Below are 13,195 nucleotides of genomic sequence, written 5' to 3'. Positions count from 1 at the left end.
ATGATGAACGTCACCGAATACTACGAGCGTGAACTGGGCTCGCGCGGCTACCAGTCCGATACCGCGCAGCGCACCGCGATCACGCGGCTGCAGCAGTGCTTCGACGAATGGGTCGCCTACAAGGCGCGGCGCTCGAACGCGTTCAAGAAGCTCGTCATTCGGCCGGAACTGCCGAAGGGCGTCTACATGTGGGGCGGCGTCGGCCGCGGCAAGAGCTTCCTGATGGACAGCTTCTTCGCGGTGGTGCCGGTGCAGCGCAAGACGCGGCTGCATTTTCACGAATTCATGCGCGAGGTGCATCGCGAACTCGAGGAGCTGAAAGGGCAGGCCGATCCGCTCGACGAGCTCGCGCGCCGCATCGCCAAGCGCTACCGGCTGATCTGCTTCGACGAATTCCATGTGTCGGACATCGCCGACGCGATGATCCTGTACCGGCTGCTCGACCGGCTGTTCACCAACGGCGTGCAGTTCGTGATGACCTCCAACTACGACCCGGACCTGCTCTATCCGGACGGCCTGCACCGCGACCGCATGCTGCCCGCGATCGCGCTGATCAAGCAGAAGCTCGACGTGATGAACGTCGATGCCGGCGTCGACTACCGCCAGCGCACGCTCACCCAGGTGAGGATGTACCACACGCCGCTCGGCGCCGAGGCCGATCGCGAATTGCGCAGGGCGTTCGCGAAGCTCGCGGCGGTGCCCGACGAGAGCCCGATCCTGCACATCGAGAAGCGCGAGCTGAAGGCGCTGCGCAAGGCCGACGGCGTCGTCTGGTTCGATTTCGCCACGTTGTGCGGCGGCCCGCGTTCGCAGAACGATTATCTCGAGCTGGCCACGCGCTTCCACGCGATCGTCCTGTCCGGCGTGCCGCAGATGTCGCCGCGCATGGCCTCCGAGGCACGCCGCTTCACCTGGCTCATCGACGTGCTGTACGACCACAAGGTGAAGCTGCTGATGTCGGCGGCGGTGCCGGCCGAGGAACTGTACGTGGAAGGACCGATGGCCAACGAATTCAGCCGCACCGTGTCGCGTATCGTCGAGATGCAGTCTCAGGAATATCTCGAGACGCCGCGGCGCCTTGTCGATACCTCGCTGACGTGACTGACCCGCCGCACCGCGGACGGCCTTTTCAGGCTCGCGCGTGGCGCGAGCGGGCCGAATCCCGCTGCGGCGGATTCGTACTATTTCGATTTTGCTGAGCGACACCGCTTTACTCAAGCATTCTCGGAATTGTTCAATATCCAGCGCGAAAGCTGCCCGATATCGTGTGTCATGTTTTTGTAAATGGAGAATGGCATGACACCATATCGAGACATCACCGATGGCGAATGGCAGCGCATTGCCGGCCTGCTGCCGGAATTGCGGCCGCGCAAGGAACGGCGCGGGCGGCCGCTGGCCGATGCCCGCAGCGTGCTGAACGGCGTGCTGTGGGTCATTTTCAGCGGCGCCTCATGGTCGGCCATTCCCCGCCGCTATCCCGCGTATCAAACCTGCCACCGCCGCTTCATGATCTGGTACGAGTCGGGCACGCTGCGCGCGGTGCTCGACGAGTTGTTCGGTCCGGCCGGCGACGATCTCTACGAAACCGTAACGGTCCGTATGCGCAAGCATGTGCATTCCCATGCGGCGGAGCTGCGACATGCCGTGCAGCCGAATCGGATCCGTCTGCCACGCATCGATCCCGCCTTCACGCCGGAGCCGCACCTGCCGCCGCGTTCCGCGGCATGAGCCGGACGCGGGGGCCGCCGGCTCGCGAGCGGCCGCCCGTCCAGGCGCACTGTGCGGCGTCCGGCGCGGCGCGCCGTGTCCGGCCGCCCCGGCTTGATACGCTTACTGCTGGCGGACCCAGGTCTGCGAGCGGCCCAGCAGCGACACGCCGATATAGCCGCGCACGACCAGCTTCTGACCGCCATCCTCGAGCGTCATCTTGCAGCGGTAAACCTTGCCGTTTTCCGGGTCGAGAATGTTGCCGCCATCCCAGTGGTCGCCATCGGCCTTCATGGCCTTGATGATCGTCATGCCCTTGATCAACTGATCCTTCCGTTCGTCGGTGCAGGCGGTGCAGCGGCGATCGGGCGTGTCGTTGTCGCCGAGGCCCTGCTTGACGACGCCCGACAGTTCGCCGTTCGCATCCTGGGAAATCTGCACGAGCGCCTTTGGCTTGCCGGTGTGGTCGTCGATGGTCTGCCAGATGCCGACCGGGCTGTCGGCCTGCGCGAAGGCGGACAGCGCGGACATCAGCAAGGTGCCGCCGACGGCGAGCCGGCGCAGGCGGGAATTGAAGCGGGACATTGTCTTCCTCCTTGAGTGCGTTGTCTTTTTGTGGCGATTCCCGCGCCTCGCAAGGGCCGGGAGCCTTCGCTGAGCATACGTGAAAGAGGCCGCCGCGTTTGATAGAGGTGCCTCTAATCGACGCGGCCGCCCGCCGGAATCAATTCAACTGATAGGAGAACGACGCATTGACGCGCGGGCTGCGCGAGGCGCTTTCGATCGGCGCGTCGCCGATCGGCTTCGCGACCGAGACGTCGATGTTGTAGTGCTGGCCGTCCGACACGCGCACGCCGAGGCCGACCGACGAGAGCCGGTTCGGCTGTGGCGTGCCGGCATGCAGATAGACGCGCGCCATGTCATAGGCGATGTAAGGCGTGATCGACTTCAGGTAGGCAAGGCCGAGCGCGAACGAGCGGTTGATCTCGGCGGACATGCCCCAACCCGAATCGCCCGAGGTTTCGCCGGGCTCGTAGCCGAGCGCGAAGCGCTGCGCGCCGAACGCGATCTGCTCGGTGGTGGGCAGCGAGACCGGGCTGAACTGGCCCGTGAACTGCAGCGTGGTGCCGATCTTGAGCGGCCACTCGTTGGTCTGCACGAGCGTCGCGCCGGTGCGCACGAAGGTGATCGAGGCCGGGTTGCTCGGCGTCGAGCCGGCGATGTTGGTGTCGGCCGATTTCGACGCGCCGAGAATGTCGAACGCCTTTGCGACGTTGAGGCTGACCTTGGTGACCGAGGTCGGCCGCACGTTGGTGAAGTCCATCTGCGCCTGCAGCACGCGCACCTGCGAGCGCAGGCCGATGAACTGGCCGCCGATCTGGTTCCGGTACTGGTCTTCGCTGTGCGAGGCGTAGCCGGACACCGTGGCGAGCAGGCTGCGCTGGTTGTTCAGCAGGATCGGGTACGAGGCGGAAACGCCGAGCTTGTCGTTGACCACGGTGCGCTTCACGTAGGAGGGCAGGCCCGGGTTGTCGCTCGGGTTGCCGCGGTAATGGCTCGCGTCGACGCGCGCCGTGAGGCCATTGCTGCCGATCGGCACCGAACCGCTTGCCGCCACGTAGGTCACGTTGTTCGGGCCTTTGGGCGCGAGCGCCGACAGGCTCAGTTGCTCACCGAGCGAGGTCAGGCCGCTTTCGGTCACGGTAAACAGCCCCTGCACGCCGGGATTGCTGGTGGCGATGCCGCTGCTCACGTTGATCGGCTTGCGCTTGACGTCGAGCGAGAGGGTGGTCGCGCCGTCGGTGTTCTGCGGCGGCGGCACGTTGGCCTTCACGGTGATGCCGGGCAGCAGGCCGAAAGTGTTCACGTAGCGCTCGAACGTGGCGCGCCGCAGCGGCCGGTCGGCGGTGATGTGCGCGGCCACCGCGCGCAGCTTCGACTCCATCGCGCCGGGGTTGCCGGTGATCTGCACGTCGGACACGAAGCCCTCGACCACCGTGATCCTCACCACGCCGTCCTCGAAAGTCTGCGCCGGCACGAACGCGAACGACAGGGCGTAGCTGCGGTCCTGGTAGAGCTTGGTCACGCCGTTCGCGGTTTCGATCAGTTGTCCTATCGTGATGTCCTTGCCCACGAGCGGCGTGAAGCGCGCCGATACCTCCTCGAACGGAATCGATCTGACGCCTTCGATGCGGATCGTGGCCGGCGTGAGATGGCGCGCGAGCAACTGCTGCACCTGCTGCGCCTGCGGCTCGACCTGGACCGTGACGGCGGCGCGCTGGGGCGGGCTGATCTGCGGCAGCGATTCGAGCGGGTTGCCGGCGGGGCGGGTCTGCGCCTGGGCGGGAGCGGCGGCCGTCGCGGCGAGCGCGCACAGCAGCGTCCAAACCTGTTTCGGGGTTTGCATTGTCGGTGAGTCCTCGTAGGCCTGCTGCTTTTTAGTTTTCCACTGCAAACGGAGGACATCGCGAGCGATGCCCTCCGTCTCATGCAACCTGTGATGACCGCCCGCGCCTCCCGCCGGCACGGACGTTTGCCGCCATTACTTCCCGGCGCTGCCCAGCGTGCCCAGCAACCCGGTGACCGGTGCCAGCAGGCCCGTCGAATTGCCGCCCGAGGTGCCCGAGCCCGCCGTCGAGGCGACCGAGCCGACCAGCGACGTGACCGGCGAGAGCAGCGAGCCCGCTGGCGAGCCGGACGTCGTGCCGCCCGCGGCACTGCCGAGTGCGCCGGTGACAGTATTGAGCAAACCGGTGGCGGGCGCGAGCGGATTCGTCCCACCTGTGCCGGTGGCGCCACTCGTGGCCGAACCAAGCGTGCCCGTGACGGTCGAGACGAGCCCCGTGACCGGCGCCAGCGGCCCGCTCGCGCCGCCCGTGGCGCCGCCGAGCGAACCCGTCAGCGAGCCGAGCAGGCCGCTGAGCGGGTTGCTCGCGCCGCCGCCCGACGCCGATGCGCCATTGGCGACCGTCACGCTCGAACTGCCGACCAGGCTCGTGATCAGGCCGGCCACCGGTTGCGCGCCGTTCGGGCCGGATGCGTCGACCAGCCCGCCCGCGTTGGTGACGGTGTTGCCGAGCGAGCTCACGAGCTTGCCCGCGTCGCCGACCAGCGGCTGCGACGAGGTGCTGCCGAGCTGCGTGCCGGCCGACGCGACCGCGCCGCCCAACTGCTGCAGCAGGCCCGAAACCGGCGCGCCGAGGCCGGTGGCCGAGCCGGCCGTCTGGGTGGCCTGGCCGGCCGTCGTGACGATCGGCGTGATGGCCGAACTGAGCGGTTGCGTGACCGCTTGGACCTGGCTCGACGACAGCACGTTGCCGAGCATCGTGCCGCCGGCTTCCACGCCGTTGGCGGTGGTGTTCAGCAGCGTGCCGAGCGGCGTGGTGAGCGGCGCCAGGGCCGAGAGCTGGCCGGTGCCGAGCGAATCGACGGTCTGGCCGAGGCCCGCTACCGTGGTGCCAGCCGCGCTGACCACGCTGCCGAGCCCGGCGACCGTGGTGCCGACCGGATTGGCGGTCGTGCCGGTCTGGCCGAGCCCGCTGCTCAGTGCGTCGGCTGCCGCGTTGACCACGCTGCCGAGGCTCGACACGGTGTTGCCGAGGCCCTGCGTGACGCCGCTGCTCACGCCCGGAATCGTCACCGAGCCGACGGTGGTGCCGAGATCGCCGATGGTCTGCCCGGTGGTGGTCAGCACGCCGCTGGTGCCGCTGCTCGACGGCGAGGTGACGCCGCTGCCGGTGCCGGTCGATTGCGGAACATTGCTGCCGCCGGTGCCTGCCTGCGTCGTCATATCGCTGCCGCCGCAGGCGGCCAGCGCGGACAGGGTGGCCGCCGCCGCCACGGTCAGCGCGAGCCGCCAAGTGCGCAGCGCCGACGAGGCGGTCGGGGAAGAGAGCGGGTGAATCGGTTGCATGATGGGTCTCCTGACGCGATTTGATTGACTTGACCGACGAAACGCCGTTATTTCTTGCCGCCGCCGAGCAGCCCGCCCACCAGCGAGGTCACGGGTGCCAGCAGGCCGCCGCCCGAGCCTTTCGTCGCGGCGCCGTTGCTCGACCCGCTCAGGCCGGTCGCGACCGTGGCCGCGCCGGAGGTGGCGGCGCTGGTCGCGCCGGCGGCCGCACCGCCCGCTGCGCCCGTCACGCCCGCCAGCACGCCGGTGACCGGCGCGAGCAGGCCACTGGCGCTGCCGCCCGCCGAGCCGCCTCCCGTGGCGCCGCCGAGTGCGCCGGTGACCGACGAGACGAGCCCGGTGACGGGTGCCAGCGCGCCGCCCGCGGCGCCGCCTGCAGCCCCGCCCGTGGCGCCGCCGAGCGCGCCGGTGACCGACGAGACGAGCCCGGTGACGGGTGCCAGCGCACCGCCCGCGGCGCCGCCTGCGGCCCCGCCCGTGGCGCCGCCGAGTGCGCCGGTGACCGACGAGGCGAGACCCGTGACGGGTGCCAGCAGGCCGCTCGCGCTACCGCCTGCGGCCCCGCCCGTGACGCCGCCGAGCGCGCCGGTAACCGACGAAACGAGCCCGGTGACCGGTGCCAGCGGGCCGCTGCCGCCGCTGGTGCCGCCGAGGCCGCCGAGCGTGTTGGCGAGGCCGCCCACCACCGAGCTGACCGGTGCCAGCGGGTTGCCGCCGCTGCCGCCCGTGACCAGGCCGCCGAGCGAGGCGACGGTGTTGCCGGTGGCCGACACGGTCGAGCCGAGGCCCGCGGTGACGGGGTTGCCGCCGCCCTTCGTGGCGATCAGCGAGCCGGCCTGGTTCAGGCTGCCGCCGATCGTGCCCAGCAGCGTGTTGACCGGCGCGCCCAGTCCGGTCGCGTTGCCGACCGTCTGCGTCGTGTTGGCGACCACCGCGGTGATCGGCGTGATCGCCGAGCTGACGGTCTGCGTGATCTGCTGCACGGGACCGGTGCTCAATACGTTGCCGAGCGTCGCGCCGCCGTTGGCCACCGTGGTGCCGAGCGTCGAGACCAGGCCGCCGACGGTCGAGGTGACCGGGGCGAGCGGCGTGAGCGGGCCGCTGCCCAGGCTCGTCACGAGGTTGCCGGTGCCGGTCACGGCGTTGCCGAGCTGCGACACCACGTTGCCGGTCGAGCCGAGCGTGGTGCCGAGCGGGTTGGCGGTCGCGCCGAGCTGGCCGAGCCCGCCCGCGAGGCCGTTGCCGAGCGCGCTGACCGCGCCGCCGACACTGCCCACCACGCTGCCGAGCGCCTGGGTCGGCGCGCTGCCGAGGCCCGGCACCGACTGGCTGCCGATCACCGTGCCGAGGCCCGACACGGTGGTGCCGACGCTCGACACCACGTTGCTGGTACTGGCGACCACGCTGCCTACCGCGTTGCTCGAACTCGTGCCGCTGGTGCCGGACGAGGAGGTGCCGCTGCTGCCCGACGACGAGGTGCCGCTGGTGCCGGAACTGGTGCCCGACGAGGAGGTGCCGCTGGTGCCGGAGCTGGTGCCGGACGACGAGGTGCCGCTGATACCCGAGGAGGAGCCCGTGCCTTGCGGCGTATTCGTGCCGGAAGTGCCGGAAGTGCCGGAGCTCGAGCCGCCGGTGCCCTGGCTCAGCGAACCGGAACCGCCGCAGGCGGAGAGGGAAAGCATGGCTGCCGCGGTGGCCGCGATCAGCGTGGTCCGGAGCATGCCTTGGGTAATCGTTTGGGTATCCATGTCGTCCTCGCAGTGGTGTTGTGTGATCTGTGTTACCGCGAGATACACTCTGCAACACTCGTGCCACCCGATTGAAAAGTCGATGCGAAAGTCGCTGCCTGGCGATATTCCGCAGGCCGCCAAGCCTTGCTGTATCTTGGTTTAACGTTTGCTAAATCCGATTCTCAAGCGAGCCGAATGCCGGGGCGTCGAAGTGCGATATGCGAGGAACGTAACGTAACGTCACGAGCTTGCCGTTACGCGCTGCGCGTAACGTGAGGTGCGGGCAAACGATTCACTCGAACGATTGTTTCACCGAGGATTAGGCGGGTTGATCTAACCTATCGTAAGCCCTTATGGGGGTTCCATCGAAAGCTAGTAAAAATGTGGTCGTGAGAGCAACTGTCGGCCGAGAAATCCATAAAAAAGTTGAAAAGAAAAGGCGTTCGGCTTTAAGATTTGTAGGAACGCGTTCCCGGTGCATCACGATCGAGACGTGAAGGTGCCTGTTGAAACAATTGGAAGATTGTTAAACGACATCGAAAAGGTGAAGGGCTCGTGGAAAAACGAGCTATAAAGAAGTGATCGGATCCGGACGTCGAAGCCGGTGACGGTTGGACGGTCAAACATGCCAAGTGCATCAGGCCCACGAAACTCAAGGCACGAGGATTAACATGAACGCACTCATCAATCGCTTCCTCAAGGAAGAAGACGGGGTTACCGCTGTCGAATACGGTCTCATCGCGGGCCTGATGGCAGTGGCACTCGTCGCGGCCGTCGGCGTCCTGTCGGGCGGCATTTCCAACGCATTCAGCTATATCGCCGGCAAGCTCACCGGGCTTGGCGCCGCCACCGGCGGCTCGAGCAGCTAACCCGATCCTGCTGTTCCGCATGCGGATGCGCGGGTCGCCGGTTCGGCGCCCGCATTTGCCGTGCCCGCCTTTCGAGAATCGGAATGATTCTGATTTTGAGCGTCGCGGTATTCCTGGCGTGGGTCACGATGGTTGCGGCTGGTGATATTCGTTATCGGCGTATTCCCAATTCTTTGGTAGTGGCCGGTTTGATCTGCGGAATGGTATCGACCATTAGCCGCTACAACCCGTTTGGCATAACACCGGTCGAGGCGGTAATCGGGGCCGTGATCGGATTCGTCGGATTGTTTCCGTTTTTCGCATGCCGCCTGATGGGGGCTGCAGATGTGAAGGTATTTACTGTGCTCGGGTTGTGGTGCGGATTTCAGGGTTTGTTCTGGTGCTGGATTGCCGCGAGTCTGGCGGCGTTGATTCACGTGCTCGGCATGATGTACTGGACCCGTACGCCGATCGGGGCATTGTGGCAGCGCGGGTCGCCGACATTGGCGCTCGGTGCGCGTCGCGGTTCGCCTTATGCGGCGTTTCTCGTCATAGCGGCGGCCGCGTGGTTGATATATCTGATCGTTACGGGGAATTTGCGATGAGGCCGCTACTTCACGCACCGCTGCGCCGCAGTCAGCGCGGCTCGATGTCGGTCGAATTCGCCCTGATCCTGCCGGCGTTCTTCATGGTGCTTTACGCGGTCATTACCTACGGGCTGATCTTCGCCGCGCAACAGAACCTGACGCTCGCCGCCACCGAGGGCGCGCGCGCCGCGCTGAACTACCAGATCAGCCCGACGCCGCAGGCGGCCCTGACCGCGCGCGCTGCGGCGGCCTGCACGGCCGCGACCCACCTGACCGGCTGGCTGACCGGCGTGAGTTGCGCGTCGACGCCGGCCGGCACCTGCAGCTACGACTCGTCGATGTATTGCATCAAGGTCACGCTCACCTATCCCTACAGCAGCAGCCCGCTGATCGCCCCGCTGCCGCTTGTCGGCATGCTGCTGCCGGTGCCGGATTCGCTGACGGGGACGGCCATGGTACAGATCAGTCCCGTCAACATCATCTAGGAGGCCCGGTTGGCGTCACGGCGCGCCGTGACCCGGCGGCGTGCGAACCAGCAGGGGCGGCGTCGGCAAAGGCATTGACAGCAGCGGCAGCGGGCGCAACCGGACTGGCCGGATACCAGCGGGGCAGGCGCGCAACGCCCGATTTCATGAATCGCAGGTTCGCAGAACAACCATGGCCAACAATCTGACGAAGGTCCTCGCGGTGGCGCTGATCGCGATCGCAGTTTTGCTCGGCGCCTATGCCTGGATGCTGGGCAGCCGGCCGTCGTCCGTGCCGCGCGTGCAGGGCAGCCAGCCGGCGCAGGCGAAGCTGGTGCCGGTGGTGGTGGCCGTGCAGCCGCTGAAGGCGGGGCTGCCGATCGCGGCCAGCAGCCTGAGGGTCCAGCAGGCTGCGGCGCGGCCCGATGGCGCCTTCGTCGACCCGGTGCAGATCATCGGCCGGGTGCCGAGCGCCGACATTCCGGAGCAGGCCGCGGTGGTCGAGAGCTCGCTGTCCTCGGGCATGGCCGACCTGGTCAAGCCGGGCGAGCGCGCCGTCGCGATCAAGGTGGACGAGAACAACGCGGTCGGCAACCACATGCGCCCCGGCAACTTCGTCGACGTGTTCGTCAACCTCAAACGCGACGCTGCGGGCGGCCTGCCCGGCACCAATTCGAGCGGGCCGGAGATTCCGAAGACGCAGGCCAAGCTGCTGCTCTCGAAGATCCGGGTACTGGCGTTCGGCGACGCCACCACCGCGCGCGACCCGTCCGGCGGCGCCGCGGGCGGGGTGCGCACTGCCGTGCTGGCGGTGCCGACCGCGCAGATCGACGCGCTGACGCTGGCCGAGGCGAGCGGCAACCTGACGCTCGCACTGCGCAGTCCGCGCGACGAGGACGTGGCGACGCAGACCGTCGCGATGCGCGTGGGCACGGCGGCCGATCCGTCGGCGCGCGCGGCGCAAGGCTTGTCGCTTGCCGAGCTGTCGCGCGGCGTGGCGGACGCGCCGGCCGCCGCCGCGCCGCGCCGGATGGCGCCGGCGCGCGTGATGACGCGCGCCGCGGACGGCGGCAGCATTGAAGTGATACGGGGTGGGCGCGCCGAATCGGTGGCCTATTGAAACGAGCCGAGCACGGCAGCAGGCAGTCTTGCAACCGATACGGAGAGGTCCGGCTGCGGATCTCCGACACAATGAAAAAGAAACTGATTGCATTGGCCATGGCAATGAGCGCAGTGATGGCGTCGGCCGTGGCAAACGCAGCCGGCCTGGACGCGGGCGTCGATCTGGCGGTCGGCGCGCAGCGGCAGATCGCGACCGGGCGCAGCCTGCAGCGGGTGGCGATCGGCGATCCCGCGGTGGCCGACGTGCTGGTCGTCAAGGGCAATGGCGGCGGCGTGCTGCTGATCGGCAAGAGTGCCGGGACCACGAACGTGATGCTCTGGGAGCGAGGCCGTAGCGAACCGGATGTCTATCCGGTGCATGTGACGAGCGGCGCGGCCAAGGCGCTGCTCGGCCCCGACACGCCGCGCGTGGACACGTATGGCGACACCACTGTGATCGCTGGCTCGGCAACCACGCTGGAGGCGCACCAGCGCGCGGTGGACGTGGCCAATGCGGCGGCCGCGGCACGCGCGGCCGCGCAGGCCGGCGGCGGCGGCGCGGCCGCTGCGGCGGGCGTGGGCGGCAAGACGGCAGGCGCGGGCGGCATGGGCGGTGCGGGCGGCGCTGCGCCGTCGGTGGTCGATGCCTCGACCATCAGCGGCCGCAACGTGGTGCAGGTCGACGTGCGGGTGGTGGAGTTCAGCCGCTCGGCCGTCAAGCAGGCCGGCCTGAATTTCTTCAAGAGCAGCAACGGTTTTGCGTTCGGCTCGTTTGCGCCCAGCTCGCTGAGCTCGCTCGGTTCGAGCGCGACCTCGGGGCTGGCGGTGACGGCCGCGCAGCCGATCGCCTCGGCGTTCAACCTGGTGGTGGGTTCGGCCTCGCGCGGCATCAGCAGCAACCTGTCGATTCTCGAGCAGAACAACCTCGCGCGGATCCTCGCGCAGCCGACGCTGGTCGCCCTGTCCGGGCAAAGCGCGAACTTCCTGGCCGGCGGCGAGATCCCGGTGCCGGTGCCGCAGGCGCTCGGCACCGTCTCGATCGAATGGAAGCCCTACGGCATCGGCCTGACGGTCGCGCCCACCGTGCTCGGCCCGAACCGCATCGCGCTGAAGGTCGCGCCCGAGGCGAGCCAGCTCGATTTCGTCAACGCCATCACGATCAACGGCGTGACGGTGCCGGCGCTCACCACGCGCCGCGCCGACACCACGGTCGAGCTCGGCGACGGCGAGAGCTACGTGATCGGCGGGCTGGTCGATCGCGAGACCACGTCGAATCTGAGCAAGGTGCCGTTTCTCGGCGATCTGCCGATCATCGGCGCGTTTTTCAAGAGTCTGAGCTACCAGCAGAACGACAAGGAACTCGTGATCATCGTGACACCGCATCTGGTGTCGCCGATCGCGGCCGGTACCACGCTGCCCGCGGCGCCGGGCGAACTGTCCGAGCAGCGCGACGGACCGGTCTGGCGTTCGTTCCTCGGCGGCATGCTGGTGCCGGATGCGGCCCCGGGGTTCTCGAAATGAGCGCGCCGGCGCAACCGAGCGTGCACGGGCGGCCCTGGCCGGCCCGTGCACGCGGCACAACGGGGAATGTTCAACATGAACGCGAGAACTCAATCATTGGCTGAGCCCGCCGTCACCGATCATTTCATCTGCGCCTCGCCGCGTGTCGAACGCGTGCGCTGGCTTGCGCAGACGCTCGTCGCGAGCGGCGCGGTCGAGGCCTCGCCGCTCGATCCGGCGGTGCTGGTGCAGCGTGTCGGCGGCCTCAATCCGACGCTGGTGTTCATCGATTTCGCCGGCGAGCAGGCGGGCGCGAGCGCGGCGGTGTCGGCGCTGCGCACTGCCTACCCGGGCCTGCCGGTGGTCGCGCTGGGCACGCTCGCCGAGCCCGAGAGCGCGCTCTCGGCGCTGCGCGCGGGGGTGCGTGACTTCGTCGATTTCTCCGCGCCGGCCGAGGAGGCGCTGCGCATCACGCGCGGCCTGCTCGACAACCTCGGCGAGCCCACCAGCCGCCACGGCAAGGTGCTCGCGCTGCTCGGCGCGCGCGCCGGGATGGGCGTGAGCACGCTCGCCGCCAATCTCTCGGTGCTGCTGCAGCGCAAGGTGGCCGCGCAAAGCCGCCGCACCGCGCTGGTCGATCTCGGCCTGCCGGCCGGCGACAGCGCGCTGTTCCTCAACACGCGCTGCGAGCTGCACTTCGTCGAGGCGGTGCGCAACCTGCGCCGCTTCGACCGTACCTTCGTGAACACCGCGTTCGCGCATCACGCGAGCGGCGTGGCGCTGACCACGCTGCCGCCGAACCTGGCCGACCTGCGCGAAGTGTCGGCGGCGGCCTGCGCGGGCCTCTTCAACCGGCTGCGCGCGTTCGTCGACCAGCAGATCGTCGACCTGGGCGGCTTCACGAACCGCGAATTCATCGCGCAGATCGTGGCGCTCGGCGACGAGACCTGGCTGGTCTGCGATCAGGGCGTGGCCTCGGTGGTCTCGGCCGTGGAATTGCTCGACGAACTGCGCGAGAAGGGCGTGAGCCTCGCGCGCGTGCGGCTCGTGGTCAACCAGTACGACGCGGCGCTCGGCCTGCTGCCCGCCCAGATCGCCGAGCGGCTCGAGCTGCCGCTCGTGGCGACGCTGCCGGCGCGGCGCGTGCCGATCGGCCATGCGGCCAACCAGGGCCGCCTGATCGTCGAGGCGGCCGAGCGCGACCCCTACGTGAAGGCGCTCGATGCGCTGGTCGAACGGCTCACGGCCGCTGCGGCGCCCGAGCCGGCGCCGCCGGTGCCGGCCGCCGGCAGCGGCCTGTCGGCGCTCAAGCGGTTCATCCATTCCACCACGAAGCGATCGTAAG

12 protein-coding genes are annotated in these 13,195 nt (G+C 68.5%); 8 read left to right on the top strand and 4 right to left on the bottom strand.

Annotated elements, in window-relative coordinates; genetic code table 11:
* The first annotated feature begins 3 nt into the window (after nt 1–3).
* Nucleotides 4–1,101, top strand: a complete 1,098-nt coding sequence (zapE, locus tag KS03_RS26540; protein WP_026051502.1) for a cell division protein ZapE — start codon at nt 4–6, stop codon at nt 1,099–1,101.
* Between the two features lie 183 nt (nt 1,102–1,284).
* Complete coding sequence (locus tag KS03_RS26535; protein WP_017432937.1) at nt 1,285–1,728, top strand: transposase; 444 nt, start codon at nt 1,285–1,287, stop codon at nt 1,726–1,728.
* A 102-nt stretch (nt 1,729–1,830) separates the two neighbouring features.
* On the opposite strand, the gene KS03_RS26530 is transcribed toward KS03_RS26535, so the two are convergent.
* From KS03_RS26530 to KS03_RS26515, 4 genes are all read right to left on the bottom strand, one after another.
* Nucleotides 1,831–2,292: a DUF2147 domain-containing protein gene (locus tag KS03_RS26530; protein WP_015875982.1), complete on the bottom strand. Its 462-nt coding sequence runs from the start codon at nt 2,290–2,292 to the stop codon at nt 1,831–1,833.
* Between the two features lie 139 nt (nt 2,293–2,431).
* Nucleotides 2,432–4,114, bottom strand: a complete 1,683-nt coding sequence (locus tag KS03_RS26525; protein WP_015875981.1) for a ShlB/FhaC/HecB family hemolysin secretion/activation protein — start codon at nt 4,112–4,114, stop codon at nt 2,432–2,434.
* Nucleotides 4,115–4,249: 135 nt separating this feature from the next.
* Nucleotides 4,250–5,620 carry a collagen-like triple helix repeat-containing protein gene (locus KS03_RS26520; protein ID WP_015875980.1) on the bottom strand — a complete coding sequence of 457 codons (1,371 nt, stop codon included), beginning with the start codon at nt 5,618–5,620 and terminating at the stop codon, nt 4,250–4,252.
* 47 nt (nt 5,621–5,667) lie between these two features.
* The gene (locus KS03_RS26515) at nt 5,668–7,368 is read right to left on the bottom strand and encodes a collagen-like triple helix repeat-containing protein (RefSeq protein WP_015875979.1); all 1,701 of its coding nucleotides are present in this window, start codon (nt 7,366–7,368) and stop codon (nt 5,668–5,670) included.
* Nucleotides 7,369–8,021: 653 nt separating this feature from the next.
* On the opposite strand from KS03_RS26515, the gene KS03_RS26510 reads away from it, so the two are divergent.
* The 6 genes from KS03_RS26510 to KS03_RS26485 all read left to right on the top strand — a co-directional run bounded on the left by KS03_RS26510 (nt 8,022) and on the right by KS03_RS26485 (nt 13,194).
* Complete coding sequence (locus KS03_RS26510; RefSeq protein ID WP_015875977.1) at nt 8,022–8,219, top strand: Flp family type IVb pilin; 198 nt, start codon at nt 8,022–8,024, stop codon at nt 8,217–8,219.
* 83 nt (nt 8,220–8,302) lie between these two features.
* The gene (locus KS03_RS26505; protein ID WP_015875976.1) at nt 8,303–8,803 is read left to right on the top strand and encodes an A24 family peptidase; all 501 of its coding nucleotides are present in this window, start codon (nt 8,303–8,305) and stop codon (nt 8,801–8,803) included.
* Nucleotides 8,800–9,270: a TadE/TadG family type IV pilus assembly protein gene (locus KS03_RS26500; protein WP_015875975.1), complete on the top strand. Its 471-nt coding sequence runs from the start codon at nt 8,800–8,802 to the stop codon at nt 9,268–9,270. Before KS03_RS26505 ends, KS03_RS26500 begins: the two co-directional genes overlap by 4 nt.
* A gap of 172 nt (nt 9,271–9,442) precedes the next feature.
* A complete protein-coding gene (gene cpaB / locus KS03_RS26495; RefSeq protein WP_015875974.1) occupies nt 9,443–10,369 on the top strand; it encodes a Flp pilus assembly protein CpaB in 927 nt (308 codons plus the stop codon).
* Nucleotides 10,370–10,440: 71 nt separating this feature from the next.
* Entirely contained in the window at nt 10,441–11,871 is a 1,431-nt protein-coding gene (locus tag KS03_RS26490) for a type II and III secretion system protein family protein (RefSeq protein ID WP_015875973.1), read from the top strand.
* Nucleotides 11,872–11,946: 75 nt separating this feature from the next.
* Nucleotides 11,947–13,194 carry a fimbrial protein gene (locus KS03_RS26485; RefSeq protein ID WP_015875972.1) on the top strand — a complete coding sequence of 416 codons (1,248 nt, stop codon included), beginning with the start codon at nt 11,947–11,949 and terminating at the stop codon, nt 13,192–13,194.
* The last annotated feature ends 1 nt before the right edge of the window (nt 13,195 follow it).

It is taken from the genome of Burkholderia glumae LMG 2196 = ATCC 33617, from assembly GCF_000960995.1.
Taxonomy (GTDB): Bacteria; Pseudomonadota; Gammaproteobacteria; order Burkholderiales; family Burkholderiaceae; genus Burkholderia; species Burkholderia glumae.
The sequence above is the reverse complement of the archived record's forward strand: the minus strand, read 5'-3'. Positions and strand labels throughout refer to the sequence as shown.

What these genes read in the sequence shown, in the direction of transcription:
- zapE (WP_026051502.1), top strand. Translation starts at nt 4, where the DNA reads ATGAACGTCACCGAATACTACGAGCGTGAACTGGGCTCGCGCGGCTAC.
- KS03_RS26535 (WP_017432937.1), top strand. Translation starts at nt 1,285, where the DNA reads ATGGAGAATGGCATGACACCATATCGAGACATCACCGATGGCGAATGG.
- KS03_RS26530 (WP_015875982.1), bottom strand. Translation starts at nt 2,292, where the DNA reads ATGTCCCGCTTCAATTCCCGCCTGCGCCGGCTCGCCGTCGGCGGCACC.
- KS03_RS26525 (WP_015875981.1), bottom strand. Translation starts at nt 4,114, where the DNA reads ATGCAAACCCCGAAACAGGTTTGGACGCTGCTGTGCGCGCTCGCCGCG.
- KS03_RS26520 (WP_015875980.1), bottom strand. Translation starts at nt 5,620, where the DNA reads ATGCAACCGATTCACCCGCTCTCTTCCCCGACCGCCTCGTCGGCGCTG.
- KS03_RS26515 (WP_015875979.1), bottom strand. Translation starts at nt 7,368, where the DNA reads ATGGATACCCAAACGATTACCCAAGGCATGCTCCGGACCACGCTGATC.
- KS03_RS26510 (WP_015875977.1), top strand. Translation starts at nt 8,022, where the DNA reads ATGAACGCACTCATCAATCGCTTCCTCAAGGAAGAAGACGGGGTTACC.
- KS03_RS26505 (WP_015875976.1), top strand. Translation starts at nt 8,303, where the DNA reads ATGATTCTGATTTTGAGCGTCGCGGTATTCCTGGCGTGGGTCACGATG.
- KS03_RS26500 (WP_015875975.1), top strand. Translation starts at nt 8,800, where the DNA reads ATGAGGCCGCTACTTCACGCACCGCTGCGCCGCAGTCAGCGCGGCTCG.
- cpaB (WP_015875974.1), top strand. Translation starts at nt 9,443, where the DNA reads ATGGCCAACAATCTGACGAAGGTCCTCGCGGTGGCGCTGATCGCGATC.
- KS03_RS26490 (WP_015875973.1), top strand. Translation starts at nt 10,441, where the DNA reads ATGAAAAAGAAACTGATTGCATTGGCCATGGCAATGAGCGCAGTGATG.
- KS03_RS26485 (WP_015875972.1), top strand. Translation starts at nt 11,947, where the DNA reads ATGAACGCGAGAACTCAATCATTGGCTGAGCCCGCCGTCACCGATCAT.